The following is a 26,930-nucleotide window of genomic DNA, read 5'->3' as shown; positions in this document are numbered from 1 at the left end:
GCACATCCTACGACCCCAACAAACACCCCGCCGCTAGCTTCTTGCTCACAACAGGTTGACACAGGAAGTCTCATGCACGTGCCTCCTTCTCGCGGATGGCCGCCAGGATGCGGCTTGGCGTTGCCGGCACCTTGGTGACCAGCACGCCGGTGGCGTGGCGGATGGCGTTGAGGATCGCCGGCGCCGTCGGGATCAGCACGTGCTCGCCCAGGCCCTTGGCGCCGAACGGTCCTTCCGGATCGGGCACCTCGATAAGGATGGTCTCGATCGGCGGCACGTCACCAATGGTCGGGATCAGATAGTCGTGCAGGTTCTCGGTGCGGCCGGGGATGTATTCTTCCATCAACGCCATGCCGATGCCTTGCGCGATGCCGCCTTCGATCTGGCCCTCGACCAGCAGCGGATTGATCGCCTTGCCAACGTCATGCGCCGCGATGATCCTGATCAGCCTGACCGTGCCGAGCTTGAGATCGACCTCGAGCTCGGCGATCTGCGCGCCATAGCCATAGACCGCATAGGGCTTGCCCTGGCCCTTGGCATCGAGCGGCAGGGTTGGCGGGTCATAGGTCTCCTCGGCGCGGAAGACGAAGCCCTCGGCATCCGCATCGAGCGAGGCAAGATCGATACGGCGCGTCGCCTCGCCTTCGCGGATGACAATCGCCGAGCCATCCAGTTGAAGGGAAGCCTTGTCCGAGACATTGGCAAAGCGCAGGATCTTTTCGCGCAGGGCCCGCCCCGCCCTCTCGGCCGCCTTGCCGGTCACGAAAGTCTGTCGCGAGGCCGAAGTCTTGCCGGCGTCGGGGCTGATCGCCGTATCGGCGCTCTTGAGCCGGAATTTTTCCAGCGGCAGGCCGAGCGCATCGGCGCAGATCTGCGTGATGACGGTGTTGGACCCCTGGCCGATATCGACGGCGCCCTGGTGCAGGATGACCGCGCCGTCAGCCGCGATGCCTACCCGGATGGTCGAGGGATTGGGCAGCGAGGTGTTGCCGCAACCATACCAGCACGAAGCGACGCCGATGCCGCGTTTTCTGTCGATACTGGCACGGTTGAAAGCATCCGCATCGGCCATCGCCCGCACCCAATGCGGCCGCAGGGCTTCGAGGCATTCGGCGATGCCGACGCCAGAGTCCAGAAGCTGCCCGGTAACCGTTTCGGATCCGTTCCGAAGGCAGTTCTTCAGGCGGAAGTCGAGCCGATCCATGCCGAGCTTGCCGGCGAGCTCGTCATAAAGCGTCTCTTGCATGATCGTCGCCTGCGGCACGCCGAAGCCACGGAAGGCGCCGGCAATCGGCCCATGGGTGTGGATGGCGCGGCCTTCTGCGCGGTAGTTGGGCGTCGCATAAGGGCCGGAGGCATGCACAGGCACGCGGTTGGCGACCGTCGGTCCCCAGCTGGCATAGGCGCCGGTGTTGAAATCGCCTTCGAAAATCATGCCGGTGACGCGGCCGTCAGTATCGGCGCCGATAGTCGCCTTCATCCGGGCCGGATGGCGCTTGGTGGTCGAAATCATCGATTCGCTGCGGGTGTAGGCAAGCGCCGCCGCCCGCCCGGTCTTCAGCGCCACGAGGCCGATGAGAGGCTGCAGGGAAACGTCGAGCTTGGACCCGAAGCCGCCACCGGTCGCGGTCGGCACGATGCGCACCTTGTCGACGGCGAGGCCGAGCACTTTCGCCGTGTCGTCACGGTCCATGTAAGGCGCCTGGGTGCAGGCGACGACGACCAGCGTGTCGCCATCGAGATATGCATAGCCGGCTTCCGGCTCGATATAGGCGTGCTCGACATAAGAGGTGTCGATCCGGCCGCTGGCGGTGACGGCCGCACCGGCCAGCGCCGACTCGGGATCGCCGCGCTCGACAAATCCCTTGGTCAACAAATTGGCCGGGCGGTTTTCATGGATCAGCGCCGCACCTTCGGACTGCGCGTCGCAAGTCTGGAGGACATGCGGCAGCGCGGTCCAGCGGATGGGGAAGTCCGACAGATCGAGATCGAGGATCGCCTCGCGCTCACCGGCGACCAGGGCGACCGCCTCGCCGCGAAGCCGGACAAAGCCTTCGGCCAGCGCCGGCTGGTCGGCAAACGGGCCGATAACGCCGAAACAGTTTTTTCCCGGCATGTCGGCGGCCGTAAAAACGCCCGCGATACCGGGATGGTTTCTCGCCCAGCCATCGATGTCGCCGAAGGCGAAGCCGGCATGATAATGCGGCGAGCGGATCACCAGCACGGCAAGCGCATCGGCCGGGAAGGAATCGCCGCCGAATTTTTCATCGCCCGTTACCTTCGGCACGCCATCGAGCCTGATCGGCGAAGCCCCAACGGCATGGCCCGAGGCCGGCATCCTCCGATCGAAATCGCGATCCAGTCCATAAAGTTGGCGCTGCCCCTCACCCTTACCCTCTCCCCGCAAGGGGCGGGGAGAGGGGGGCGCCAACGCTGGAGTGCTTCCCTTCTCCCCGTCACTATAGGGGGAGAAGGTGCCGGCAGGCGGATGAGGGGCAGCGCTATCCGTCGATGGCTTTATTGCAAATTGTCCTGCCTCCATCACCGCCGCGATGATCTTCCGGTAGCCGGTGCAGCGGCAGAGTATCCCGCCCAGCGCATCCTGCACCTCGGTCTCGGTCGGCCTGGGTTTCGCGTCCAGCAGCGCGGTCGCCGCGACCAGCAGCGCCGGCGTGCAGATGCCGCATTGCGCCGCACCATGCGCCAGGAACGAGGCTTGCAACGCCGACAGCCGGCTATTGGCGAGGCCCTCGACCGTCGTCACCGCAGTGCCGGCGGCTGAGGCCGCCGGCATCAGGCAGGCACAGACGGGATCGCCGTCGACCAGCACCGTGCAGGCGCCGCAGTCGCCGGCGTCGCAACCGACCTTTGTGCCGGTGAGCCGCAATTCGTCCCGCAGCACAGAGGACAGCCGACGCAGCGGCGGCACGTTGACCGAGACGGCGGCGCCGTTGACCGCGAAGGCGATATCGGCGCGATCCATGCTCATGCGGCCACCTTGTCGCCTTTCGGATTGCCCGCGGCCTCGAGCACCGCCCGCGCAACGATCTCTCGCACCGCTTCGAGCCTGTATTCGGCGCTGCCGCGCACATCGGCGATCGGCGACAGCTCAGCCATCTGCGCCGACCGGACCGCGGCAACAAGCCCGGCGTCCAGGGGAAGCCCGCGCAACGCCGCCTCGACACCGGCAAGCCGCCTGGCAACGGCGGAACAGGAGCCGACGGCGACGGCCGCATCCGCGACAATGCCATTCTCGACAACCAGACGCGCAGCCACCATGGCGATGGAGATGACGAGGTAGCGCCGGGCGCCGAGCTTGACGAAGGCCGATGTGCCGGTGGGTTTCGGCACGCGAATGGCCGTCACTATCTCGCCAGGCTGCAAGGCCGTGCGGCGGTTGCCCAGGATGAACTCGGACAAGGGCAGATGGCGCGTCGCCGCCGCCGAGCGCAGCTCGACCTCGGCGTCGAGCACGAGCAGCCCCGGCACGCCGTCGGCGGCCGGCGAAGCGTTGCACAGATTGCCGGCGACCGAGGCGACGTTCTGGATCTGCGCCGAACCGACCTCGCGCGCCGCCTGTTTCAGTGCGTCAAAGGCTGGCGGCAAGGGGTGGCGGATGACATCGGTCCATGTCGTGCGCGCGCCGATGATCCAGTGGCTGCCGGTCTCGGCGATGCCGCGCAGCGCCGTCAGGCCGTTGATGTCGAGGACATTGTCGCGAAACGGCTTGCTGCCTTGTGCCGGATAGAAATCCGTGCCGCCCGCAAGAATACGCCAGGCGCCCTCGCCAAGCAGCGCGAGCGCCTCGTCGACCGTGGTGGGTTTCGCGTAACGGATCACGCTTTCCTTCCCAATAAGGTGGGCCTTCCCAACAAAATGGGCCTTCCCGGAAATCGGCCCTCCCAAGGCGCTTGCTCCCGGGGATATCTTGCCGGTTTCAATCCGGCAAATTCATTCGTATGCAAATGATATCAAGACGGCGGAAATTGTCAAAGCCAGAGTTTGCGGCGGCGCCCGTGTGGCTGGCATCGCCACGCATTTGTTATGCCGCTGGAGGTTGACGCGGCCCGCCATCTGGTCAAGTTTCTCCCTCCGGTCGCGCCAGCGGCTTTTTCTTTCGCCCGGTCCCTCGTTCGGAACCCGAGCCCTAGCCTGACAGGAAGGAAACCCCATGGCCGACGAAGCGCTCGTTGTCATCGACCTGCAGAACGATTTTTGCCCGGGCGGCGCGCTGGCCGTTGCCGGCGGCGACGAGATCGTGCCGCTGGTCAATGACATGATCCGGCGAACCGACCATGTCGTGCTGACGCAGGACTGGCACCCCGCCGGCCATTCCAGCTTTGCCTCCAGCCATCCCGGCGCGCAGCCTTTTTCGACGATCGAGATGCTCTATGGTCCGCAGACGCTGTGGCCGGATCATTGCATTCAGGGCAGTCTCGGCTCGGATTTCCATTCCGGCCTTGCCTGGACCAAGGCCGAACTCGTCATACGCAAGGGATTTCGCCCTGCCATCGACAGCTACTCCGCCTTCTTCGAGAACGATCACGCGACGCCCACCGGGCTCGCCGGCTATCTCCGTGAGCGCGGCATCGACACGCTGACCCTGGTCGGCCTGGCGACCGATTTCTGTGTCGCCTTCTCGGCGCTGGATGCGGTCAAACAGGGTTTTAGCACCACGGTCAGGCTCGATGCCTGCCGTGGCATCGATCTCAACGGATCGCTCGAGACAATGCTGGCGAAAATGCGCGATGCCGGCGTGACGCTCGAAGATCACACGTCGGGCTGACCGCACCATGGGGGACAGAAGGGGATCCATGCCGATGGCGATCGGAGCGGCAGGCGCGATCGTCGCGATGCTGTTTCCGGTATCGGCCTTCGCGGCCGAAGAACACGGCCTGCCTGGCGCCACGATGTCGCTCTGGTGGGCGCTGCCTTTTGCCGGGCTGCTCCTGTCGATCGCGACCGGTCCGCTGCTGTTCCACCATGTCTGGGAACATCACTACGGCAAGATCGCGGCCTTGTGGGCGGCGCTGGTGATCGTGCCGCTCGCGGTCGCCTTCGGCGCCCCGGCGGCAACCGAGGCGGTGCTGCACGCGCTGCTCACCGAATACATGTCGTTCATTGTCCTGCTGTTTGCGCTCTACACGATTTCGGGCGGCATCCTGCTTGCCGGCAACATCCACGGCACACCGCTGGTCAATGCCGGACTGCTGGCGGTCGGGGCGCTGCTTGCCTCGGTGATCGGCACGACGGGCGCCTCGATGATCCTGATCCGGCCGATCCTGCGCGCCAACGACAACAGGCCTTTCAATGGCCATGTCGTCATCTTCTTCATTTTCCTGGTGTCCAACATTGGCGGCTCGCTGACGCCGCTCGGCGACCCGCCGCTGTTTGTCGGCTTCCTGCGCGGCGTCGATTTCTTCTGGACGACCACCAACCTCTACCGGGAGACGCTGTTCGTCGGCGTCGTCGTGCTGGCGGTGTTCCTGGCGATCGACCTCATCCTGCACCGGCGCGAGGCCGGCGCGCCGAAGATCAAGGATCCAACACCGGATACGAAAGTGCGTCTGCGCGGCCTGGCCAACCTTCCGCTGCTGGCCGGTGTGATCGGCGCCATCCTGCTGTCGGCGGCCTGGAAGCCGGGCGTGAGCTTTTCCGTGTTCGGCGTCGGTCTCGAACTGCAGAACCTGGTACGCGACGCGGTCATTCTCGCGCTGGCCCTGCTATCGCTTCCCCTCTCGTACAAGAGCCACCGCCAAGCGAACGGTTTCAATTGGGGTCCGATCGCGGAAGTGGCCAAATTGTTCGCCGGCATCTTCATCTGCATCGTTCCGGTGGTCGCCATTTTGAGAGCCGGCCATGACGGCGCGCTGGCGCCGCTGGTCGCGCTCGTCACGTCGGCACAAGGCACGCCCAGCGACCTCGCCTATTTCTGGCTGACCGGGGCGCTGTCATCCTTCCTCGACAATGCGCCGACCTATCTGGTGTTTTTCGAGCTGGCGGGCGGCGACCCTCAACACCTGATGACGGAGTTCGCCTCGACGCTCGCCGCGATCTCGGCGGGCGCCGTGTTCATGGGCGCCAACACCTATGTCGGCAACGCACCCAACTTCATGGTCTATGCCATTGCCAGACATCGCGGCGTCAAGATGCCGGGCTTCTTCGGCTATATGCTGTGGTCCGGGCTGGTGCTGATCCCAACCTTCCTGATCGCGGGTTTTCTGTTTTTCCGCTAAGCTCATTCGACGCAATTCCCAAGGGAAAGCGCTACGCGCTTTTCCCGGGAAAACCGCTACACACTTTTCCTGGAATTGCTCTCGTCAGCCGACGCCGACATAGCGCCGGACCGCCGACGGGTCGGCGCGCAGGGCCTCGACATCGACCGTCTCGCGGTTGCGGCCGTTTTCGATGAAGCAGACACGATCGGCAACCGACAGCACGGCATCGACCCGCTGCTCGACCAGGATGGTGGAGACACCCATCTCGCGCAGCTTCGACACCGTCTCGCGGATCTTGGCGATCATCGACGGCATCAGCCCTTCGGTCGGCTCGTCGAGCAAAAGCACCTGCGGCTCGAGGCAGAGCGCCCGCGCCATCGCCAGCATCTGCTGTTCGCCTCCGGACAAGGTGCCCGAGCGCTGCCTCAGCCGCTGGCGCAGCAGCGGGAAGAGATCGAGGACGTTCTCGCGTGTCGCCTTGTCCTTGCCGCGCGCCATCAGCCCGATCTCGATATTCTCGGCCACGGTCATCTCGGCGAACAATCGCCTTCCTTGCGGCACATAGGCGACGCCGGCCTTCGGCACCTCATGCACCGGTAGGCCGGTCAACTCCCGGCCAGCGAGCCTGATCGAACCGGCACTTGCCGGAACCAGGCCCATGATCGCTTTCAGCGTCGTCGTCTTGCCGGCGCCGTTGCGGCCGAACAGGCACAGCACCTCGCCCTTGTTCAGAACGAGATCGAGGCCGTAGAGCACCTGGACTTCGCCATGGAAGCAATCCAGCCCCGAGATCACCAGTGCATCGGTCTTGCTCTTCTCCGTCATGGGGCCGTCCCCAGATAGGCTTCCTGCACCGCGGCGTTGTCGCGGATGGCTTCGGGCGTGCCCTCGGCCAGGATTCTGCCGGCGTTGAAGACGGTGATGCGGTGCGCGAGCTGCATGACGACCGGCATGTTGTGCTCGATCAGCAGCACGGTGGCGTTCCCTGCGATGTCGCGCACGACCTCGATGAAATTATCGATCTCGCTGTCGGCCAGACCTTGCGTTGGCTCGTCGAGGATCAGCAGGCGCGGCTTCAGCGCCAGGCCCATCGCCACTTCCAGCAATCGTTGATGGCCGTAGGACAATTGCCCGGCCGGCATATGGGCGCGATCAGCCAGCCCGGTGCGTTCAAGCGCCGACATGACGCCGGCACGCACAGCACCCTTCGAGCGGCCGTCGCTCAGCGTGCGCTGCACCGGCAGCGCGACATTGTCATAGGCGCTGAGGTTGGCGAAGACGCTGGTGATCTGGAAGGTGTAGGCGATGCCCCGGCGGACCCTGACATAGGCCGGCAGGCCGGTGATGTCGGCGCCGTCGAAGAGGATCGCTCCCGAAGAGGGCCGGATGCGGCCGCTGACCAGGCTGACGAAAGTGGTCTTGCCCGCGCCGTTGGGGCCGATGACGGCACGGATTTCTCCGGGCATCAAGGTGAAGTCGACGCTGTCGACGGCGCGCAGGCCGCCGAAGTTACGCGACAGGGCCTTGGTGGTCAGCAGCGGCGTCATGGCAGCCACCCGAGCCAGCGTTGGCGGATGCTGCCGAGAATGCCCTTCGGGAAGAACAGCACCAGCAGGATCAGTGCGATGCCGACGATCAGCAGATAAGCCGATGTGTAGCCGCTGGTGATGTCGATGACATAGTACATGAACAGCGTGCCGATCAGCGGCCCGAGCGTTGTCGCCGCACCCCCGAGCAGCACCCACAGCAGCGGCAGGATGGAATACTGCACCGAGGCGAAGCTCGAGCCGACATAGCCGAACAGCAGCGCGTAGGCGGCGCCGGACGCCGCACAGATCGCGCCGGAGACGACGACGGCGGCGAGCTTGTTGGAGAAGGTGTCGTAGCCCAGCATCTTCGTCCGTTCCTCGTTCTCCCTGATTGCGACCAGCACGCGGCCATATCTGGAACGGACGACGGCGAGCGTGATCAGCAGCACGAGAGAGAACAAGCCGAGCGCCGTCATGTAGCGCACGGTCGGGTTGGTGAGGTCGAGCGATGTGGCGCCGAAAGTGAGGACACGTGCCGGCTGCGGCACGACCATGCCCTGATCACCCCCGGTCCAGGCCGCGAAATAGAGGATGGCGAGATAAAATACCTGGGCGAACATCATAGTGACGATCATGAAGGCGACACCCGTAGTGCGCAGCGCCAGGAGGCCGATGATCAGCGAAAGAACCACTCCGCAGCCGAGACCAGCGGCGAACGCCGCCGGCACGCTCCAGCCGAGCTGGATGACGGCGAGCCCGGCGCCATAAAGCCCGGCGCCGAAGAACATGGCATGGCCGAGGCTGAGCAGGCCGACATAGCCGAACAGCATGTTGTAGCCCATGGCGAAGACCGCCAGCACCATGATGCGGGCGAGCAGACCGTGATAATAGTCCGGCAGCAGGAAGCTCAGCACGAAGAGCAGGCCGATGACGCCGAGATGCAGCGCGTAGGCCTTTGCCGGCGAAGCTTCGCTCATCGCGACGCCGTCCCGAACAGGCCTTGCGGCCGGAACACCAGCACCATGGCGACCAGCAGCGTGGCGATGATCTTGGCCAGTGTCGGCGAGAAGAACATCGAGATGATGCCGTCGGACAGGCCGATCAGCACAGCAGCGACGACGGTGCCGCGCAGCGAGCCGAGGCCGCCGATGATGACGACGATGAAGGACAAGAGCAGCGGATCCCGCCCCATCAGGTAATGCGCCTGGCTGATCGGCACGATCAGCACCGCGGCAATCGCCGCCAGCATGGCGCCGAGCGCGAAGACGCCGCCGTAGACGCGGCCGACCGGGATGCCGAAGGCCTGCGCCGTCTCGCTGTCATACTGCGTGGCGCGCATGATGAGACCAATTTTCGTGCGCGTCAGCACCAGCCATGTCGCGATCAGCAGGAGAGCGGAGGCGGCGATAACAGACAGCTTGTAGCCGGAATAGCCGAACCACGGCAAAAGGATGCGGTAGCTGAACGGCGGCTCGACCGGCCGCGCTTCGGGACCATAGAAAGTCAGCGCCAGCTGCTGGATGATGTAGAGCATGCCGATGGTGGCGACGATGGTGGCTTCCGGATTGTAGTTGAGCCGGCGCAGCACCAGCCGTTCGGCGACCAGCGCGATGGCGCCGACGATCAGCGGCGCGATCACCAGCGCCGCCAGGAAGCCCAGGGCCGGGTGGCCGCCGACTGCCGATGTGATCGCCCAGGCAAGCACGGCGCCCAGCATGAAGAACTCGCCATGCGCGACGTTGACGACACGCATCACGCCGAACACCAGCGACAGGCCAAGCGCGGTCAGCGCCAGCACGGCCGAGGTGACGAGGCCTTCGAGGGCGGCGAGGAGGAGGTGAGGGCCGAAGTGCATCTATGCACCAGCGGATGCGTGAGGCACCCCCCTCTGCCCTGCCGAACCCGGCCCTGCGCTATCGCTCCGGGCGTTCGTCGTTCGGAAAGCCAAGCAATTGGCTTTCCGTCCGCTGCGCGGACCACTTCTCACCCCCCGCAAGGGGGGAGATTGGCAACTTGTGCGGATGCGGCCACCTTCCAACCTTGGTGATTGGCGAAAGCCATGGCGACATCCGATCTCCCCCCTTGCGGGGGAGATGTCCGGCAGGACAGAGGGGGGTGGCTTGGCGCTCACGCTTGCTGGAATGAGCCTAGAGCGCCTGCGTCGTGTAATCCCCTTCGGCCTCGTAAAGCCCGTCCTCGATCTTGGTCTTGTGGACGACCTTGAGCTTGCCGCCTTCGACCTTGGAGATGTTCTGGATGCCAAAGCACTGGTGGATCTTGCCGTTGAAGGTTTTCGGCCCCTGCGGATGCTCCGGCCCTTCGGCGAATTCCTTCAGCGCCTCGGTCGCCTCGACCAGCTTGGCGCGATCTTCCGGCCCCTTGTAGCCAGCGTCCTCCATCGCCTTCTTGACGACGTAGAGCGTTTCCCAGCAGCCGAACATGTGCGCGGCGGTGGAGACGTCCTTGGGGTCGCCGACGGCGGCGCCATTGTCGTCGATGCCGACGGCGGCGCGATAGGCTTTCTGCGCTTCGGTGTCATCGGGCTGGGCGTAGCGCGGCGAGCCTTCCCAGAAATGGCTTCCGTCGAGGAATTCGAGGCCGGGGCTGTTGATGTCGACGGCCTCGAGCGAATCGATGAAGCCGAAGAGCTGCGGCCGGTTGGAGCCGTAGAACTCGCCGAGTTCCTTGACGAAGGTGAGCACCGCGGGGCCGACCATGACGTGGTAGATGACCTCGGTCTCGGCAGGGATCTGCGGGAAGTATTTGGTGAAGGAACTCTCCGTCGGCGGGATGGCGATCTGCGCGATCACCTCGGCGCCTTGCGCCTTCAGCGCCGGGGGCAGGTAGTCGCGATGGTCGTAGCCGAAGGCGAAATCGGGGAAGATCTGCGTCACCTTCTTGCCGGCATTGGCCGCGATCCACGGCGCCATCGACTGGATCTGGCTCTTCACGTCGGTGATGCCGGGCTGGAAGACGTAGCGGTTGAGCTTGGTCGAGGCGACGTGGTGGCCTTCGCTGACGACGAAGTAGGGTATCTTGTTTTCGCCGGCGGCGGGCGCCGAGCCGATGACGACATGCGAGAACAGCGTGCCGAAGACGATGTCGGTCTTGTGCTGGGTGGCGAACTTGCCGACCACTTCGGCGCCGCGGCCGGGATCGGTGCCATCATCCTCGATGATAACCTCGACCTGACGGCCATTGATGCCGCCGGCGGCGTTGATCGCCTTGATCGCGGCGGCGGTGGTCTTCTCGTACCAGCGGCCATAGGCGGCGCCAATGCCGGTGCGGTGCGACTGGAAACCGATCTTGATCGGCGCGGAGCTTTGCGCCTGGGAATAGCGGACGAAGCCGGGCGCCAAGGCGACGCCGGCGCCGGCGGCCAGACCCTTCAGCGCCGTGCGGCGGGTGAGCGTGGTTTTGGAGAGGTCGAAAAATCCGTTCTTGTCAGTCACGTTCGTTCCCCTGTTTTTGTGTTTTGACCAACGATAAGGCGGCTCGAACATCCTCGGCAAGAGGATGCAAAATTGCATGTGTACAAACTAAATCACCAAAGGCCTGACCTGGCAAGCGAGCTTTCCGCCGGGGCATGGCTCACCCGGATGGCCCACGCGGACAGCTTGTCTCATCCGACTGTCGGCGTGGCAAGCAGCCAGAGACCGAAAATGGTGTAGGCGATCATCAAGACGGTGAGCGGAAACTGGCTGAGCGCGGCGCGGGCCGGCTGGGGGTGCAGGCGCCAGGCAAAGCCGTGGGCGACGAGAACCGCGAGGACATGGCCAAGGATGATGGCGCCGGCCTGGATGTTCCACAGCCACCACGCCGACGCCGCGCCGGCAACGACCCCGGCTTCGACCTGCATGTCGGCGGTGCCGAACAGATTCCAGCCCAGTGCGAAGGGGTCGGACAGGGCGGCCAAGGCATATTGGCCGTCGACCAGCAGCGCCGTCAGATAGTGCGCGACATGGTAGGCGAGCGCGATCGGCACGATCGACCACACGAGCAGGCCCGCCGCCTTGGCGAGAGGCTGGTCGCTGCCGGCAAGGCGCTGGCCGACGATGACCGCAAGCAGGAACACTGCCGCGAGCAGCACGAATGTCAGGACAAGGCCAAGGCTGCCGCTGCCGATCACCGCCGTACGGCCTGGGAATTCCAGTGGATTGATGCCGAACAGGCCGAGCCAGAAGAAGGTTTTCGACAGGCCGTCGAAGGAGACCGACGACAAAGCGAGCAGCAGGAACGCGATGCCGCTTGTCGGCAGGGGTTCAGCCGCCAGCAGCTTGGCGCCTGGCCAGCACAGCGCAAGACGGCCTTTGTCGCCGCGCTCGACCGGCGCGAAGCGCGCCACCATCGAAAAGAAGATGCCGAGGAATTCACCGTTGCGGCTCCACTTGTCGTAGCCAAACACCAGCATGGCCATCAATGTGAACAGCCAATAGAGGCCGGCGACCCATGCAAGCCGTGCCGGATCGTCAGGAGCTGGATAGACGAGTTCGAACCAGGCAAAGGCGAAGAACAGCACGACGGCCGGCCAGCGGCCAAGCCATCGCGGAAGACGCCAGGCCGCCTCATCGCCTCTGCCGCTTAGCCGCGACAGCAGCCGCCACGGCCCGTACCAGGGGTTGAGCCATGCCCAGAGATCGCCGAACACGCCTTGCAGCAGCGTCAGTCCGGCCCATAGCAGCGTCCAGATCACCAGTGGAAGCGGGTTGGAGAGGGGATCGCGGCTGCCGAGGAAGCCGGCGGCGATGAGAATTGCAAAGCCGGCAAAGGAGATCAGGCTGACGGTGGTTCGGGTGGCGTCGCGGAAGGCGAATAGCGGCAGGCGGCGGCGCCAGAAACGGTCAATCCAATCCGCCGGCAGCAGCGCCAGCACGATGAAACTGGCGGCTACGGCGAAGGCGCCGCCGATGAGATAGTAGCCGGTGGGGAGCAGGAGGACGTGGCCGCGGTCGGAGGCGTGGGCGAAGGCGGGCGTGGGGCCAAGTAAAGCGGCAATCAGGAAAGCTAACGATAGACGGAAGCACTCTACGGCGCCCCCCTCTGTCCTGCCGGACATCTCCCCCACTTGGGGGGAGATTGGCAGTTCGCTCGATCGGCGCCAGTCCTTCAACGTCGGCAATTGGCGAAGGCGGAGACAAAGTCCAATCTCCCCCCTCGTGGGGGAGATGTCCGGCAGGACAGAGGGGGGCGCGACGGAACTCGACCTATCCAGGTTTTCCATCCCGCGAGCCCATCCCTCAAACCTTGACCAGTTGCTCCACGCGATCCTTCTGCCCGAAAATCCTCAAATACCGCTCGATCTCCTTGAGATCGCCGGTCGCCTTGGCCGGGTTGTCGGAAAGCTTGACCGCCGGCCTTCCATTGGCCTCGGTGACCTTGCAGACCAGCGATATGGCGTCGAGGCTGTTGGTCTCGGTCGGCGCGCAGCCTTCGAAATCATTGGTCAGGTTGGTGCCCCAGCCGAAGGACATGCGCACCTTGCCCTTGAAGTGGCGGTAGGTCTCCTCGATGGTTTCGACCTCGAGCCCGTCGGAGAAGATCAGCAGCTTCTGCCTGGGGTCCTTGCCCTTTTCGCGCCACCACGACAGGATTTTTTCGCCGCCCTCGATGGGCGGCGCGCTGTCGGGACGGAAGCCGGTCCAGTCGGCGACCCAGTCCGGCGCGTCACGCAGGAAGGAAGCGGTACCGAAGGCGTCGGGCAGCACGATCAGCAGATTGCCGCCATAGTAGCGCTGCCAGTCCTGCAGCACCTTGTAGGGCGACTGCTTCAGCTCTTTTTCCGAATTGGCCAGTGCCGCGAACACCATCGGCAATTCATGCGCGTTGGTGCCGAGCGCTTCGAGGTCATTGTCCATGGCCAGCAGCACATTGGAGGTGCCGGTGAACGCCTCGCCTACGCCTTCCTTGAGTGCCTCCACGCACCAGCGCTGCCACAGGAAGGAATGGCGCCGGCGAGTGCCGAAATCGGAAATGCGGATGCCGGGCAGCGCCTTCAGCCGTTCGGTCTTAGCCCACATCTTGGCCTTGGCGCGAGCATAGAGCACATCGAGCGCGAAGGGCCCGAACGATCGCAAAGCGGCGCGCGAGCGCAATTCGTTGATGATGGCAAGCGCCGGGATTTCCCACAGCGTCGTGTACATCCAGGGGCCGCTGAAGGTCAGCTCATACTGGCCGTCGCGCTTCGACAGCTCGTATTCCGGCAGCCGAAAACCTTCCAGCCAGGCGAGGAACTCCGGCTCGAAAATCTGCTTGCGGCCGTAGAAATTGTTGCCGCCCAGCCAGATCATCTCCTTCTTGGAGAAGCGTAGCGTGCGGGCATGGTCGAGCTGTTCGCGCAACTCGCCTTCGTCGATCTCGTCGGCCAGCCGCACCGGAATGGTGCGGTTGATCAAGGAGAAAGTGGCATCGACCTTGGGGTACATGCCCCAGATCATCTGCAGCATCAAAAGCTTGTAGAAGTCGGTGTCGAGCAGGCTGCGCACGATCGGGTCGAGCTTCCAGGTGTGGTTATAGACGCGCCGCGCAATATCGGTCTTGGCCATGTCTCGTTACCGCCTTCGCTGCCCTGCCACCACAATAGCGACAGGCCTCATAGCATCGAATTGACCAAAACGCTGCTTGCTTTCAGGCTGGCCCGACAAAAAGAAAGTCCTGCGTGCTGCTACGAGGGTTTGCCGCCCATCACCTTGAGCGCGGGACGTTTGCGGCGGATGACGAGGCGGCCCGCCACCGGAGCGTCGGCGCGGCTGTCATCCCCGGCCTTCTCGGCGAACAGCCAGTCGATAAACACCTGCACGATCGGCGTCGCCCGCATTTCGTTGCGGCAAACGACATAGAAATCATCGACCGCCGGTACCGACAGGCTGAACGGCGCGACCAGCATGCCCCTGGCGAGCAGCGCGCTTGCCGTCACGGAATCGCCCAGCGCCACGCCATGGCCATGGACGGCGGCTTCCGCCGTCATGCGCGCGTCGCCGAGATGATGGCGCCGGCCGCGCTCGAGGTCCAGCGCGTCGGCGGCGGCCAGCCAGGTATGCCACTCGCGGCCATCGTCACCGTGCAGCAGGACATGGTCGGCGAGGTCGCGAACGTTGCGGATCGGCCGGTTGTTGATCAGCGTCGGGCTGACCACCGGGAACAGCTCCAGGCCCGACCATTTGCGCATCCAGCAATCGGCCCAGCTGCCATCGCCATAGTGCACGCAGACATCGATATGCGGCGCCCGGATATCCCTGGGGTCGTTGGAGGGAATGAGCGTCAGCTGGATATCGGGATATTGCGCGGTGAAGCTGCCGAGCCTCGGCGTCATCCACAAAAGCAGCAGCGCCGGCACGCAGGACACCGACAGGGCGCCGCTGCTTGCCGGCCGCGTCAGCCGCTGCGTGGCGGCGGCGATGCCGTCGAAGGCCGTCGACACCGCCGGCAAGAGTTCGGCGCCATGCGGGGTCAGCTTGACCCGCTGGCCGACCCGCTCGAACAGCTTGACGCCAAGCGATTGTTCCAGCGCCTTGATCTGGTGGCTGACGGCGCCATGCGTGACATTCAGCTCGCTCGCCGCCTTGGTCAGCGAGGCATGGCGCGCCGTGGCCTCGAAGGCGCGCAGCGGGTTGAGAGGTGGCAAGCGCTTGGCCATGGATGCTCGGCTTCATTGTGAGATTTTCTCACAGAAACCACCCTAACAATATCAATTGCTTTTTCAAAGCGGCTGCCGGAGACTTTGCCCCAAGACAACATGAAGACCTGAATTTGCAGACAGCCAGCGGGACAGCAGCCCGGCCGGATGACGGTCGGCTCGCCCGAGGTCACCAATTGCAACGCTGCATCGGCTGAGGAGAAGCGGATATGGGATACGATCGCGGCAAGCTCGACGCGTTGCGTCGCAAATATGGCGAGAGCCATGGCGGCGAGATGTTCGACCCGAAATTCCGCAAGGTCGCGGACAAGATCTTCTCCAAGAGCGGCACGCGGCTGGCGCCCTATTCCGGCATCCCGACCTTCCTCACCGCGCCCTACCGTGAAATCGCGGCGGACAATCCGGACTTCGGCGATCTGCAGGTGGCGATCATCGGCGTGCCGATGGATCTCGGCGTCACCAACCGGCCGGGCTCGCGCTTCGGGCCGCGCGCATTGCGGGCCATCGAGCGCATCGGCCCCTACAACCATGTGCTGGAATGCGCGCCGACGCATGAGCTCAGGGTCGCCGACATCGGCGACGTTCCGTTCCAGAGCCGTTACCGGCTTGAGACCAGCCATGAGGATATCGAGCGGCGCATCAACCAGATCGTCGACGCCGGCGTCATCCCGTTGTCGGTCGGCGGTGACCACTCGATCACGCACCCGATCCTGAAGGCGGTCGGCAAGAAGGCGCCGGTCGGGCTGATCCATATCGACGCCCACTGCGACACAAGCGGCCTGTTCGACCTGACCAAATTCCACCACGGTGGCCCGTTCCGCAACGCCGTGCTCGATGGCGTGCTCGATCCGACGCGCACCATCCAGATCGGCATCCGCGGCGCGGCCGAGTATCTGTGGGAGTTCACCTACGAATCCGGGATGACGGTGGTCCATGCCGAAGAGGTGACCGGGCTCGGCATTCCCGCCATCATCGAGAAAGCGCGCAGAATAGTTGGTGACGGCCCGACCTATGTGTCCTTCGACATCGACAGCGTCGATCCGGCCTTCGCGCCGGGCACCGGCACGCCGGAAGTCGGCGGGCTGACGACGCGCGAGGTGCTTGAATTGCTGCGCGGCCTAAAAGGCCTCAACATCGTCGGCGGCGACGTCGTCGAGGTGGCGCCGCAATATGACGCGACCACCAACACCGCGCATGCCGGCGCCCAGGTGCTGTTCGAAATCCTGAGCCTGATGGTGTTCAGCCCGGCCGTGACCGGCAAGGGCGCCTGACGTTCAGAAAAGCAAAGGCGGCCGCCGCGCTGGAGCCGGCGGCCGACCCAAACAAACAAAAAGCTTCCAGAAGGGGAATGACAATGACAATCCGCTCGACATTCAAATCATCCATCGCCGCCGTCCTGGTCCTGGGCGCGGCAGGTCTCGGCGTCGCCACACAGGCTGCCAAGGCCGACGCACTGGCCGATATCACCAAGGCCGGCACCATCAATGTCGGCGTCTTCGCCGATTTCCCGCCCTTCTCCTCGGCCAGCGCCGACATGAGCCTCAAGGGCTATGACATGGACGTCGCGCAGTACATCGCAGACACGCTCAAGGTGAAGCTCAATCCGATCGCCGTCACCGGCCAGAACCGCATCCCCTATTTGAACGACCACCGCGTCGACATCCTGATGAGCGTCGGCTACTCGAAGGAGCGCGAGCAGGTCATCGACTTCGCCGCGGCCTATGCGCCCTATTATATCGCGGTGATCGGCCCGGCGGCGATGACGGTCAAAGGCAAGGAAGACCTGGCCGGCAAGTCGATCGCCGTCAATCGCGGCACGCTGGAAGACACCTCGCTGACCGAGGCAGCACCAGCGTCGGCCGACATCAAGCGCTTCGACAACTACAACTCGGTGATCCAGGCCTTTATTTCCGGCCAGACCCAGCTGATGGTCGTCGGCAACGACGTCGGCGCCCAGGTGCTGGCCAAGCAGGATGTGCTCAAGCCGGAGCAGAAGTTCCAGCTTCTGACCTCGCCTTCGCATATCGGCCTCAACAAGAATGAGGACGGCCTGAAGAAGGCGGTCAACGATGCCGTCGCCAAGATGTTGGCCGACGGCAAGCTCGACGAAAGCTCGAAGGCCTGGCTGAAGACGCCGCTCAACCCCGACAACCTCAAGGATTGAGTTGCCGTGGCCTTCGGCTGGCTTCCAGGTGCCGTGGGCGACATCGCGCACGGCGCGGCGACGACGATCCTTTTGATCGCCGTCACCACGCTGGCGGGAACGCTGCTCAGCATCCTCGGCGCCGCTGGACGGCGAAACGGCCCGGCGCTGCTACGCCGGGCCATCGCCTGGTATGTCGAGGTGATGCGCAACACGCCGTTCCTGGTGCAGCTGTTCTTCATCTTCTTCGGCCTGCCGAGCCTCGGCATCAGGCTCGACCCGATCCTGGCCGCCATGCTGGCGATGACGCTCAACATGGCGGCCTACACCATCGAGATCGTCGGCGCCGGGCTCGACGCGGTGCCGAACGGGCAGACGGAGGCGGCCCTGGCCCTTGGACTGCGGCCACGCCAAGTGTTCATCAAGATCGTGCTGCCGCAGGCGCTCAAGATCATCTATCCCGCGCTGACCAGCCAGATCGTCATCATGATGCTGGAATCCGCCGTGGTGTCGCAGATCGCGGTGCGCGAACTGACCTACGAGGCCGACATGCTGCAGGCGCGCACCTTTCGCTCGTTCGAGACCTATTTCGTCGTGACACTGGTCTATCTCTTGATGTCGATGGCCTTGCGGCGGCTGCTGGTCACAGGAGGGCGCCGCGCGCTCGGGGCTGGCGTGTCATGATCGAGTTCACGCTCTGGGACATCGTGCGCAACCTTCTGCTTGCCGCCCGCTGGACGGTGCTTTTGTCGCTGGCCGCCTTCGTCGGCGGCGCCCTGGTCGGGATGGCGGTGCTGTTCTTCAGGATCGCCAAGAATAAATGGAGCCGGCGCCTTGCCTCCGGCTACATCGCCCTGTTCCAGGGGACGCCGCTCCTGATGCAGCTCTTCCTGATGTTCTTCGGCCTGCCGATGCTTGGCCTGCGCATCGAACCCTGGACGGCGGCGGTGCTCGGCTTGACCTTCTTCGCCAGCGCCTATCTCGCCGAGATCTGGCGCAGCGGGGTTGACGCGCTGCCGCTCGGCCAGTGGGATGCCGGCGCCAGCCTCGGCCTGCACTATCTGCAGGAGCTGCGGCTGATTATCCTGCCGCAGGCGTTCGCGATCACCCGCGCCCCGACCGTCGGCTTCCTGGTGCAGCTGATCAAATCGACGGCGCTGACCTCGATCATCGGCTTCGAGGAATTGGTGCGGACCTCCAACGCCATCAACAACGCGACCTTCGAGCCGTTCAAGGTCTATGGGCTGGTGGCGCTGATCTTCTTCGTCCTGTGCTTTCCACTGACGCAATATGCACGGCGGCTGGAGAAGCGAACGGCGGCGCACTGACGTCAACAAGAACGGCCACCAGGTTACCGGCAGCCGTGACTTTTCAATGCCCGAACGCCAGCGACGGCGCGATGCGGTCGCGGCGCAGCCAGCGGGCCAGAAGCATGGCCGCCACCACGGCCAGCCCGCTGGACAGGCCGATCCAGATGCCGACGCCGTGGAAGCCGAAATGGAAGGCGAGCAGCACGCCGAGCGGCAGGCCGACGCCCCAGTAGCCGATGGCGGCATAGATCATCGGCACCTTGGTGTCGTGCAGGCCGCGCAGCATGCCGGAGGCAACCGCCTGCGCGCCGTCGAAGACCTGGAACAGGGCGGCAAAGACCAGGAACGACACGGCAAGCGCGATCACCCTGGCATTGGCGGGATTGCCCAGATCGATGAAGGCGCTGATCAGGAGATGGGGCCAAAGCACCATCACCAGGCCCATCAGCGCCATGAACGAGACGCCCATGACGAAGGCGGTCCAGCCGGCACGCGACACGCCCTCGGGGTTGCCCGCGCCATGCGCGAGCCCGACCCGCACCGTCACCGCCTGGTTGAGGCCGAGCGGCACCATGAAGGAGATAGAGGCGATCTGGATGGCGATGGCGTGCGCGGCCAGCGAATCGGCGTCTATCAGGCCCATCAGCAGGGCAGCGGCGTTGAAGATCGTCACCTCGAAGGCAAGGATGCCGGCGATCGGCAGGCCAAGCCGCAGCAGTCCCTTGAAGCGCGGCCAGTCGGAACGCCAGAAGCGGCCGAACAGATGGTAACGCCGGAATTTCTTCTCCAGCATCACCACGATGGCCATGCCGACGAACATCAGCGTGCTGGACAGCGAGGTGGCGAGGCCCGAGCCTGAGATGCCCATGGCGGGAACACCGAGATTGCCGAACATGAACAGCCAGTTGAAGAAGGCGTTGCAGACGACGGCGACGAAAACGATGATCAGCGCCCAGCCCGGCCGCTCCAGCGCCGAGATGAACGAACGCAGCACGATATAGCCATAGAAAGGCAGCACCGCCCATTCCAGCCAGCGCAGGTAGATGCCGGCCTGACGCGCCAACGCGGGCTCCTGGCCCATGGCCTGCAGAATGGCCTCGCCGTGCCAAAGCACGAGCCAGATCGGGATCGCGATCAGGATCGCCAGCCACAGGCCCTGGCGCACGGTGCGGCGCAGATCGCGCACGGAATGGCGGCGGCGGCCTAGCTCGGTGGCGATCATCGGCGAGGTCGCCAGCATCAGGCCGAGGCCGAAGATCAGCGGCATGAAATAAAGATTGGCGCCAAGCGCGCCGCTGGCCAGCGTGTCCGCGCCGAGGCGCCCCATCATCATGACGTCGGTGGCGGTCATCGCGGTCTGGCCGAGATTGGTCAGCACCATCGGCCAGGCCAGCGCCAATGTCGCCCTGATTTCCCGACGCCAAAGATTTTCCGGCGCGCGAGCGCCGGCTTCGATCGCAGACATTGTCCTGCTCTTTCAGAACACGGCGCGTCGGGCCACGCCCGGAAGCCGCACAGCAATGGCACAAAATGGCGCCGTTTGCGCCGTCTATTGAACGAAATGCGACATGAAGGCAAGGGAGGAGGCGCCGGAACAGATTGAGCCAGCGCCATTGCCCCGGGAATCTCCGCCTCGTTCCCTTGCCGGCCAGGGACTGCTACGGATCAGACATCGGCAACCGGCAGATGTGGGAGGCAGGATGGCGTTCAGACGCAGAAAGAACACGGCAGCGATCCCGCGCACGGCGCCTTCCTTCGAGCATATCGTAACCGAGGCGAGCGACAGTTTCCTGTGGCGGCTGGACGACTATCCCTGGGAGCGCAATGTCTGGAACTTCCACCCGGAATACGAGATCCATCTACTCAGGAAATCCTCCGGCGTCGTGCTGGTCGGCGACCATATCGGCGAGTTCGGGCCGGGCTACCTCACCATCGTCGGCGGCGGCCTGCCGCATGACTGGGTCACCGCGGTACGGCCCGATGAGCTGATCGAGGGCCGCGACATCGTGCTGCAATTCGATCCCGAGCGGCTGCGTGGGTCGGCGGGGCTGCTGCCGGAACTGCGCGAACTGGAGCCGTTCCTGGAGCGGTCGCTGCGCGGCATCGTCTTCCATGGCCGGGCGGCTCTCGACGGTGCCGCGCTCATGGAGCGGATGGGCACGGTGCAAGGGTTGGCCCGGTTCTGCCTGTTCCTCGAACTGGTGGATCTGCTGGCCCGGACCGACGAGTATGAGCTTCTGTCATCGCCGGACTTCCAGCCGGTTCTCGACGCCGCTTCGCTCGACATCGTCCAGCGTACGCTGACCTATCTGTTCCAGCATTTCGCCGAAGACCTGAAGCTGCCTGACGTGGCCGAGCTGGCCGGCATGAGCGAAAGCACCTTCTCGCGGTTCTTCCAGAAGAACACCGGCAATTCCTTCAGCGACCATCTTGCCAAGCTCAGGCTCTGGCAGGCGTGCAAGCTCCTGGCCGAGACCGATATCCCGATCACCGACATCTGTTTCCAGGTCGGCTACATGAACATCTCCAACTTCAACCGCGCCTTCCTGCGCAAGCACAAGATGACGCCGTCATCCTATCGCAAGCTGTCGCGTCAGCGCCTGGCGATGCGCGCATAAGCGCTTCCTGAATCACCGTTTTGGACCCGATCGATACTCGTGTGACGTGCTCCGTACGGGTATGCCGGTTTTTGCGCTGCACAATGCATAAAAGTACAGGTCTGCTGCAACGGGGCTTCTAGCGTCGCCCCACGCAACTGCGCATTTTGGCGACGGGTGGCATGTCGTTCGGGCGATGGTGAGGATCGCGCAACCCGAGGACCTGCGCTGCCTGCGACGTATTCCTGGAGGAGAAAAAATCATGAAACCAGTTCGGCTCGCTGCCAGCCTTGGCGCAGCTTTCGTGCTTTCCGCTACCGTTTCAACCCTAGCCCTGGCGCAGGCGCCGGTCTGCTCGGCACCGGTCAAGGTGCTGGCGCAGCCACGCGACGGCCTGACGCTTCTGGAAGACTCCAAGGCCGAGTTCGAGAAGCTCTCCGGCGCGAGCTTCAAGATCGATTATCTGAACGAGAACGACCGCCGCGCCAAGTCGCGCGCCGACGCGTCCACCGTCGGCAACTACAACGTCTACTATGTCGATGAAGCGAATGTCGCGCTTTTCGCCTCGTCGAAGTGGATCGTGCCGCTGACCGATTATTATCCGGCTGACTATGACTATGCCGACTTCGATCCGGGCCGCCAGAAGGTCGCCACCTATGACGGCAAGGTCTGGTTCGCGCCGCTGACCGGCGGCGGCGACCTGATGGTCTACCGCAAGGACGTGCTGGAGGCCGCCGGCATCCAGCCGCCCAAGACGCTTGACGAGCTGATCGCCGACGTGCCGAAGCTGACCAACGCCGACAAGGGCATGTACGGCATCGCGCTGCGCGGCGCGCGCGGCTCGGGCGCCAATGTCTGGCGCTGGATGCCGTTCTTCAAGGCCTATGGCGGCAAGTGGTTCGACGGCGACAAGCCGGCCTTCAACTCGGACGCCGCCGTCAAGGCAACCGAGACCTATCTGAAGCTGTTCAAGGATTCGGCACCGGGGACCCAGACCGGCAGCTGGGATGAATCGACCGGCGCATTCCTGTCGGGCCAGGTCGCGATCCTGGTCGAATCGACGCCGCTTTCGGGCATGGCGGTCGACCCGAAGACCTCGCAAGTGGTCGGCAAGATCGGCTTCCTGCCGCCGCCCTCGCCGCTGACGGGCGGCGGTTACGGCCATGGCCTCGCCATCGCCGCGAAAGCCAACGCCGACGACGCCTCGAAGAAGTGCGCCGGCCTGTTCATCGCCTGGGCAACCTCGAAGGAAAACGAGAAGCGCCGGCTCGACGCCCATCAGTTCGGCGAGTTGAACCGCACCAGCATCCTGTCCAGCAAGGAATTCGCCGACATCTACGGCGCCGATCTCGGCCAGGCGCTTGCCGATACCGGCAAGGTCACCGCGGTCAACTTCTGGCAGGATCCGCGCTGGCCGGACCTCGGCGATCGCTGGGGCATCATCCTCGAGGAACTGATCGCCGGCACACGCACCGACATCAAGGGCAGCCTCAACGAACTCGAGGCCTATGCCAACGGGCTGGTGAAGAAATAGGCACCTCCCTCTTGCGGCGCACGGTTCGCGGCATTCCTGGGACTGCCGGAACCTGTGCGTCGCAGGAGGGCCCGCCCTTTCCTGCGCGCGAGGGTTCCGTGATGTCCAGATATCAGAGACACAGCAAGGCCTGAGACCAATGCCTCGACGTTCATCCCTGCCGGTCACCTTCGTCGTGCCGACGCTGGTCATTCTGCTGATCCTGTCGATGGTGCCGACGCTCTACGCGATCATCATCGCCCTGCAGAACCGCGAGTTGAGCTCGACGGGCTATTCCTGGGTCTGGTTCTCGAATTTTATCGACCTGTTCTCCGACCGCCGGTTCCTCAACGCCGTCTGGGTGTCGGTGAAGTGGGAGGTCGTCACCGTCGTCGCCACGATGGTCGTCGCGATCGGACTTGGCGTGCTGATGTTCGAGGTCGCCTCGCCGCGTCTGCGTAACCTTTATTGCCTGCTGTTCATCATTCCGGTGCTGCTGCCGCGCGTCTCGGCGGCTTTCGTGTGGAAATTCGCCTATCATCCGCTCTACGGCATCGCCACCTACCCATACCGGCTGCTGACCGGCGGGCTGATTTTCGACCCGCTTTCCAAGCCGTCGACGGCTTTGTTCGCGGTCGCTTCGGTCGACGTCTGGCAGTGGGGCCCGTTCTTCGCCGTCATCGTGCTGAAGCTGCTGGAGACCTTGCCGCCGCAGCCGATCGAGGCGGCCCGGCTCGACCACGCCAGGCGCTGGCAGATCCATGCCTATGTCACCTTGCCGATGCTGAAGGCGCCGCTGATCAGCCTGATGTTCGTCAAGATGATCGAGTCGCTGCGCTCCTTCGACCTGATCTATGTGATGACCCGCGGCGGGCCGGGGGTCGCGACCGAAACGCTCGACATGTACGCCTTCTCGCAAGGCTTCATCGAATCCGGCAAGGTCTCCTACGCCTCGGCCATGGCTGTGCTGATGATGATCGCCACCGTCATCACCTTCACCATGCTGTGGAAGCGGGTGCAGGCATGAGGCCCGGCCGCATCATCGCCAAGGCCGTCCTTGCCTTCGCCGGTTTTCTCGCCGTGTTCCCGCTGCTGTGGACGGCGCTCAACTCGCTGAAGAACAGCGCCGACATCATCACCCGCGTTCCCCGCCTGGTGTTCACGCCGACGCTTGCCAATATCAGCTACATACTTGGTCGCGACAGCGTCATCACCGGGCTCTACAATTCGGTCGTCGCTTGTGGCACGGCCGTGCTGATCGGCGTCGTGCTCGGCCTGCCGGCGGCCTACGCGGTGGCGCGCTACCCCAACCGCTGGGCCGGCGACATCCAGTTCTTCGTGCTGTCGCTGCGCTTCCTGCCGCCGGTGGCGGTGGCCATTCCGCTTATGGTGATCTGGCTGCAGCTCGGCCTCTACGACACGTTGCCGGCGTTGATCGTCACCTATTCGCTGCTCACCATCTCGGTGATCATGTGGCTCGCCATCCCCGCTTTCCAGGCAGTGCCGAAGGAGATCGAGGAAGCCGCTTTCGTCGACGGCTACGGCGCCTATGCGGTGTTCTGGCGGATCGCGCTGCCCGTGGCTGCGCGCTCGCTGATCGGCGCGGTCGCCTTCAGTTTCGTGCTGGTCTGGAACGAATTCCTGATCGCGCTGATGCTGTCGAGTTCCAACGCCAAAACCTTGCCTATCGTCGCCTCCGAACTCTCCCAGCAAGGCATGAACGTGCCATGGGGCATTCTCAACGCCTCGGTCGTGCTGCTGTCGCTGCCGCCGCTGCTTTTTCTCGGCGTGCTGAGCGGCTTCCTGAATTCCGTTTTCCGGCAAAAAAAGACTTGAAGTGAGGACTTACCCGATGCGGGCTCTGGTGCTTGAGAAAAAAGGCGAACTCTCGCTGCGCGAGATCGCGTTGCCGCTTGATGTCGGGCCGGACGACGTCAGGATCGGCATCCACACGGTCGGCGTCTGCGGCAGCGACGTTCACTATTACACGCATGGCGCCATCGGCAGCTATGTCGTGCGGGCACCGATGGTGCTCGGCCACGAGGCCGCCGGCACAATCGTCGAGGTCGGCGCCAATGTCACCAGCCTGAAGGTCGGCGACCGCGTCTGCATGGAACCAGGCGTACCGAACCTGTCGTCGCGCGCGACGAAGCTCGGCATCTACAATGTCGACCCCGACGTCACTTTCTGGGCGACACCGCCTGTGCATGGCATCCTTGCTCCCTATGCCGTGCACCCGGCCGCTTTCACCTACAAGCTGCCGGACAATGTCTCCTTCGCCGAGGGCGCGATGGTCGAGCCCTTCGCCATCGGCATGCAGGCGGCTAGCCGTGCCCGCATCGTCCCGGGCGATGTCGCCGTCGTCGTCGGTTGCGGCCCGATCGGCATCATGATCGCGCTTGCCGCCCTTGCCGGCGGTTGTTCGAAAGTGCTGATTTCCGATTTTTCCGCGCCCAAGCTGAAGATCGCCGCGCAATATGCCGGCATCGTGCCGGTCAATATCGGCGAGCGGTCACTGGTCGATGCGGTCGCGGCCGCGACCGACAATTGGGGCGCCGACATCGTCTTCGAGGCGAGCGGCAGCCCCAAGGCTTTCGCCGATCTGTTCGACGTCGTGCGGCCAGGCGGCGCGGTGGTGCTGGTCGGGCTCCCGGTGGAACCGGTGGCCCTCAACGTGCCGGCGGCGATCTCGAAGGAAGTCCGTATCGAGACCGTGTTCCGCTATGCCAACATCTTCGACCGCGCCCTGCAGCTCATCGCCTCCGGCAAGGTCGACCTCAAGCCGCTGGTCACCGGTACCTATGATTTCGCCGACAGCATCAAGGCGTTCGAACGGGCGGCCGAAGGCAACCCGCAGGACGTCAAGCTGCAGATCCTGCTGACCGACGAAAAGGGCTGACCATGTCCGCGATCGTTTGCTCCCATGTCGACAAGGCCTATGGCGCCACCACGGTGATCCGCGATCTCAACCTCTCGATCGAGGAGCACGAATTCGTCGTATTCCTCGGCCCCTCCGGCTGCGGCAAGTCGACCTTGCTGCGCATGCTGGCGGGACTGGAGGACATCAGTGGCGGCGAGGTCTCGATCGGCGGCAAGGTGGTCAACGACCTCGATCCGGGCGATCGCGGCATCGCCATGGTGTTCCAGAACTACGCGCTCTATCCGCATATGAGCATCTTCGACAACATCGCCTTCGGGCTGCGGCGCCAGAAGGTGCCGGCGCCCGAAATCCGCAAGCGGGTCGAAGCGGTGTCCCGCACGCTGGGGCTGGAACACTATCTCGGCCGCAAGCCGGCCGAACTCTCAGGCGGCCAGCAGCAGCGCGTGGCGATCGCGCGGGCCATGATCAAGACACCCAAGGTGTTCTTGTTCGACGAGCCGTTGTCCAATCTGGACGCCAAATTACGCAACCATATGCGCGTCGAGATCGCGCGGCTGCACCAGTCGCTGAAGACCACCACCGTCTATGTCACCCATGACCAGCTGGAGGCGATGACGCTTGCCGACCGCATCGTGCTGCTCAAGGATGGCATCATCGAGCAGATCGGCTCGCCGGCCGAAATCTACGGGCGGCCGGGCAATATTTTCGTGGCCGGCTTCATCGGCATGCCGAACATGAATTTTGTCGAGGTGATGGTCGGCCGGGCCGGGAACGGCTGGACGCTGACCGGCGCCGGAACGGTGCTTTCGATAGACGGGGCGGGCTTTCATCTCCAGCCGGGCGATCGCGCCATACTGGGCATCCGGCCTCCGGACCTGAAGACGGCCGGTGCCGACGCGACCGGCCTATTGCAAGGCACCGCCGATCTCATCGAATTCCACGGCAATGACGCGCTGGTGACATTCGGCTCCGGCGGCAAGGAGATCAGCGCACTGGTTCCCGCACGCGACTGCCCGGTGCTGCATGCTCCGGTCCGCTATACGTTCGAGGAGGAGGCGATCCATCTGTTCGACGCGACATCGGGCGCGTCCCTGCGCAAGCAGTAG

The 26,930-nt window shown here is 64.4% G+C and carries 23 protein-coding genes; 12 read left to right on the top strand and 11 right to left on the bottom strand.

Annotation, left to right across the window (positions count from 1 at the left end):
• Positions 1-70: 70 nt before the first annotated feature.
• Together FJW08_RS22550 and FJW08_RS22545 are read right to left on the bottom strand one after the other, a co-directional pair.
• The gene (locus FJW08_RS22550; RefSeq protein WP_246682493.1) at positions 71-2,983 is read right to left on the bottom strand and encodes a molybdopterin-dependent oxidoreductase; all 2,913 of its coding nucleotides are present in this window, start codon (positions 2,981-2,983) and stop codon (positions 71-73) included.
• A gap of 2 nt (positions 2,984-2,985) precedes the next feature.
• Positions 2,986-3,840 carry a xanthine dehydrogenase family protein subunit M gene (locus tag FJW08_RS22545; RefSeq protein WP_140812351.1) on the bottom strand — a complete coding sequence of 285 codons (855 nt, stop codon included), beginning with the start codon at positions 3,838-3,840 and terminating at the stop codon, positions 2,986-2,988.
• A 331-nt stretch (positions 3,841-4,171) separates the two neighbouring features.
• Here FJW08_RS22545 and pncA point away from each other — a divergent pair, with 331 nt between their 5' ends.
• Both pncA and FJW08_RS22535 read left to right on the top strand, forming a co-directional pair.
• Entirely contained in the window at positions 4,172-4,786 is a 615-nt protein-coding gene (pncA, locus tag FJW08_RS22540; RefSeq protein ID WP_140812350.1) for a bifunctional nicotinamidase/pyrazinamidase, read from the top strand.
• Between the two features lie 28 nt (positions 4,787-4,814).
• The gene (locus tag FJW08_RS22535) at positions 4,815-6,236 is read left to right on the top strand and encodes a sodium:proton antiporter (protein ID WP_140812349.1); all 1,422 of its coding nucleotides are present in this window, start codon (positions 4,815-4,817) and stop codon (positions 6,234-6,236) included.
• 84 nt (positions 6,237-6,320) lie between these two features.
• Here the strand turns inward: FJW08_RS22535 and FJW08_RS22525 are convergent, their stop codons facing one another.
• The 8 genes from FJW08_RS22525 to gcvA all read right to left on the bottom strand — a co-directional run bounded on the left by FJW08_RS22525 (position 6,321) and on the right by gcvA (position 15,380).
• Positions 6,321-7,043 (bottom strand): ABC transporter ATP-binding protein, encoded by a 723-nt coding sequence (locus FJW08_RS22525; protein ID WP_140812347.1) that lies wholly within the window; start codon positions 7,041-7,043, stop codon positions 6,321-6,323.
• A complete protein-coding gene (locus FJW08_RS22520; protein WP_140812346.1) occupies positions 7,040-7,765 on the bottom strand; it encodes an ABC transporter ATP-binding protein in 726 nt (241 codons plus the stop codon). Before FJW08_RS22520 ends, FJW08_RS22525 begins: the two co-directional genes overlap by 4 nt.
• A complete protein-coding gene (locus tag FJW08_RS22515) occupies positions 7,762-8,724 on the bottom strand; it encodes a branched-chain amino acid ABC transporter permease (protein ID WP_140812345.1) in 963 nt (320 codons plus the stop codon). Before FJW08_RS22515 ends, FJW08_RS22520 begins: the two co-directional genes overlap by 4 nt.
• Positions 8,721-9,602 carry a branched-chain amino acid ABC transporter permease gene (locus tag FJW08_RS22510; RefSeq protein ID WP_140812344.1) on the bottom strand — a complete coding sequence of 294 codons (882 nt, stop codon included), beginning with the start codon at positions 9,600-9,602 and terminating at the stop codon, positions 8,721-8,723. Before FJW08_RS22510 ends, FJW08_RS22515 begins: the two co-directional genes overlap by 4 nt.
• A 292-nt stretch (positions 9,603-9,894) precedes the next feature.
• Positions 9,895-11,199, bottom strand: a complete 1,305-nt coding sequence (locus FJW08_RS22505; RefSeq protein WP_140812343.1) for an ABC transporter substrate-binding protein — start codon at positions 11,197-11,199, stop codon at positions 9,895-9,897.
• A gap of 170 nt (positions 11,200-11,369) precedes the next feature.
• Positions 11,370-12,803 (bottom strand): hypothetical protein, encoded by a 1,434-nt coding sequence (locus FJW08_RS22500; RefSeq protein WP_140812342.1) that lies wholly within the window; start codon positions 12,801-12,803, stop codon positions 11,370-11,372.
• A 181-nt stretch (positions 12,804-12,984) separates the two neighbouring features.
• Positions 12,985-14,289, bottom strand: a complete 1,305-nt coding sequence (gene pncB / locus FJW08_RS22495) for a nicotinate phosphoribosyltransferase (RefSeq protein ID WP_140812341.1) — start codon at positions 14,287-14,289, stop codon at positions 12,985-12,987.
• 119 nt (positions 14,290-14,408) lie between these two features.
• The gene (gene gcvA / locus FJW08_RS22490; protein ID WP_140812340.1) at positions 14,409-15,380 is read right to left on the bottom strand and encodes a transcriptional regulator GcvA; all 972 of its coding nucleotides are present in this window, start codon (positions 15,378-15,380) and stop codon (positions 14,409-14,411) included.
• 209 nt (positions 15,381-15,589) lie between these two features.
• Between gcvA and speB the strand changes: the two genes are divergently transcribed.
• The 4 genes from speB (at position 15,590) to FJW08_RS22470 (ending at position 18,851) form a co-directional block, all read left to right on the top strand.
• A complete protein-coding gene (gene speB, locus FJW08_RS22485; RefSeq protein WP_140812339.1) occupies positions 15,590-16,651 on the top strand; it encodes an agmatinase in 1,062 nt (353 codons plus the stop codon).
• A gap of 83 nt (positions 16,652-16,734) precedes the next feature.
• A complete protein-coding gene (locus FJW08_RS22480; protein ID WP_140812356.1) occupies positions 16,735-17,544 on the top strand; it encodes a transporter substrate-binding domain-containing protein in 810 nt (269 codons plus the stop codon).
• 6 nt (positions 17,545-17,550) lie between these two features.
• Positions 17,551-18,207, top strand: coding sequence for an amino acid ABC transporter permease (locus tag FJW08_RS22475; protein ID WP_140812338.1), 657 nt, complete (start codon positions 17,551-17,553; stop codon positions 18,205-18,207).
• The gene (locus FJW08_RS22470; protein ID WP_140812337.1) at positions 18,204-18,851 is read left to right on the top strand and encodes an amino acid ABC transporter permease; all 648 of its coding nucleotides are present in this window, start codon (positions 18,204-18,206) and stop codon (positions 18,849-18,851) included. Before FJW08_RS22475 ends, FJW08_RS22470 begins: the two co-directional genes overlap by 4 nt.
• 43 nt (positions 18,852-18,894) lie before the next feature.
• Here the strand turns inward: FJW08_RS22470 and FJW08_RS22465 are convergent, their stop codons facing one another.
• A complete protein-coding gene (locus tag FJW08_RS22465; protein WP_140812336.1) occupies positions 18,895-20,298 on the bottom strand; it encodes an MATE family efflux transporter in 1,404 nt (467 codons plus the stop codon).
• A gap of 235 nt (positions 20,299-20,533) precedes the next feature.
• Between FJW08_RS22465 and FJW08_RS22460 the strand changes: the two genes are divergently transcribed.
• The 6 genes from FJW08_RS22460 (at position 20,534) to ugpC (ending at position 26,930) form a co-directional block, all read left to right on the top strand.
• A complete protein-coding gene (locus FJW08_RS22460) occupies positions 20,534-21,451 on the top strand; it encodes an AraC family transcriptional regulator (protein ID WP_140812335.1) in 918 nt (305 codons plus the stop codon).
• 241 nt (positions 21,452-21,692) lie between these two features.
• Entirely contained in the window at positions 21,693-22,964 is a 1,272-nt protein-coding gene (locus FJW08_RS22455; protein WP_140812334.1) for a sugar ABC transporter substrate-binding protein, read from the top strand.
• A 139-nt stretch (positions 22,965-23,103) separates the two neighbouring features.
• Positions 23,104-23,970, top strand: coding sequence for a sugar ABC transporter permease (locus FJW08_RS22450; RefSeq protein ID WP_140812333.1), 867 nt, complete (start codon positions 23,104-23,106; stop codon positions 23,968-23,970).
• Complete coding sequence (locus tag FJW08_RS22445) at positions 23,967-24,779, top strand: carbohydrate ABC transporter permease (protein WP_140812332.1); 813 nt, start codon at positions 23,967-23,969, stop codon at positions 24,777-24,779. The genes FJW08_RS22450 and FJW08_RS22445 overlap by 4 nt, the downstream gene beginning before the upstream one ends.
• 16 nt (positions 24,780-24,795) lie before the next feature.
• Positions 24,796-25,842: an NAD(P)-dependent alcohol dehydrogenase gene (locus FJW08_RS22440; protein WP_140812331.1), complete on the top strand. Its 1,047-nt coding sequence runs from the start codon at positions 24,796-24,798 to the stop codon at positions 25,840-25,842.
• Positions 25,843-25,844: 2 nt separating this feature from the next.
• The gene (ugpC, locus tag FJW08_RS22435; protein WP_140812330.1) at positions 25,845-26,930 is read left to right on the top strand and encodes a sn-glycerol-3-phosphate ABC transporter ATP-binding protein UgpC; all 1,086 of its coding nucleotides are present in this window, start codon (positions 25,845-25,847) and stop codon (positions 26,928-26,930) included.

The organism is Mesorhizobium sp. B3-2-1, from assembly GCF_006439515.1.
Classification (GTDB): Bacteria; Pseudomonadota; Alphaproteobacteria; order Rhizobiales; family Rhizobiaceae; genus Mesorhizobium.
This window is presented reverse-complemented; position numbering and strand designations above follow the sequence as displayed.

Coding starts and splice junctions, on each gene's coding strand:
- FJW08_RS22510 (WP_140812344.1), bottom strand. CDS start 9,602: ATGCACTTCGGCCCTCACCTCCTCCTCGCCGCCCTCGAAGGCCTCGTC.
- FJW08_RS22465 (WP_140812336.1), bottom strand. CDS start 20,298: ATGTCTGCGATCGAAGCCGGCGCTCGCGCGCCGGAAAATCTTTGGCGT.
- FJW08_RS22515 (WP_140812345.1), bottom strand. CDS start 8,724: ATGAGCGAAGCTTCGCCGGCAAAGGCCTACGCGCTGCATCTCGGCGTC.
- FJW08_RS22480 (WP_140812356.1), top strand. CDS start 16,735: ATGACAATCCGCTCGACATTCAAATCATCCATCGCCGCCGTCCTGGTC.
- FJW08_RS22525 (WP_140812347.1), bottom strand. CDS start 7,043: ATGACGGAGAAGAGCAAGACCGATGCACTGGTGATCTCGGGGCTGGAT.
- FJW08_RS22550 (WP_246682493.1), bottom strand. CDS start 2,983: ATGGATCGCGCCGATATCGCCTTCGCGGTCAACGGCGCCGCCGTCTCG.
- ugpC (WP_140812330.1), top strand. CDS start 25,845: ATGTCCGCGATCGTTTGCTCCCATGTCGACAAGGCCTATGGCGCCACC.
- pncB (WP_140812341.1), bottom strand. CDS start 14,289: ATGGCCAAGACCGATATTGCGCGGCGCGTCTATAACCACACCTGGAAG.
- FJW08_RS22470 (WP_140812337.1), top strand. CDS start 18,204: ATGATCGAGTTCACGCTCTGGGACATCGTGCGCAACCTTCTGCTTGCC.
- speB (WP_140812339.1), top strand. CDS start 15,590: ATGGGATACGATCGCGGCAAGCTCGACGCGTTGCGTCGCAAATATGGC.
- FJW08_RS22445 (WP_140812332.1), top strand. CDS start 23,967: ATGAGGCCCGGCCGCATCATCGCCAAGGCCGTCCTTGCCTTCGCCGGT.
- FJW08_RS22500 (WP_140812342.1), bottom strand. CDS start 12,803: ATGTCCGGCAGGACAGAGGGGGGCGCCGTAGAGTGCTTCCGTCTATCG.
- gcvA (WP_140812340.1), bottom strand. CDS start 15,380: ATGGCCAAGCGCTTGCCACCTCTCAACCCGCTGCGCGCCTTCGAGGCC.
- FJW08_RS22535 (WP_140812349.1), top strand. CDS start 4,815: ATGCCGATGGCGATCGGAGCGGCAGGCGCGATCGTCGCGATGCTGTTT.
- pncA (WP_140812350.1), top strand. CDS start 4,172: ATGGCCGACGAAGCGCTCGTTGTCATCGACCTGCAGAACGATTTTTGC.
- FJW08_RS22520 (WP_140812346.1), bottom strand. CDS start 7,765: ATGACGCCGCTGCTGACCACCAAGGCCCTGTCGCGTAACTTCGGCGGC.
- FJW08_RS22460 (WP_140812335.1), top strand. CDS start 20,534: ATGGCGTTCAGACGCAGAAAGAACACGGCAGCGATCCCGCGCACGGCG.
- FJW08_RS22455 (WP_140812334.1), top strand. CDS start 21,693: ATGAAACCAGTTCGGCTCGCTGCCAGCCTTGGCGCAGCTTTCGTGCTT.
- FJW08_RS22450 (WP_140812333.1), top strand. CDS start 23,104: ATGCCTCGACGTTCATCCCTGCCGGTCACCTTCGTCGTGCCGACGCTG.
- FJW08_RS22440 (WP_140812331.1), top strand. CDS start 24,796: ATGCGGGCTCTGGTGCTTGAGAAAAAAGGCGAACTCTCGCTGCGCGAG.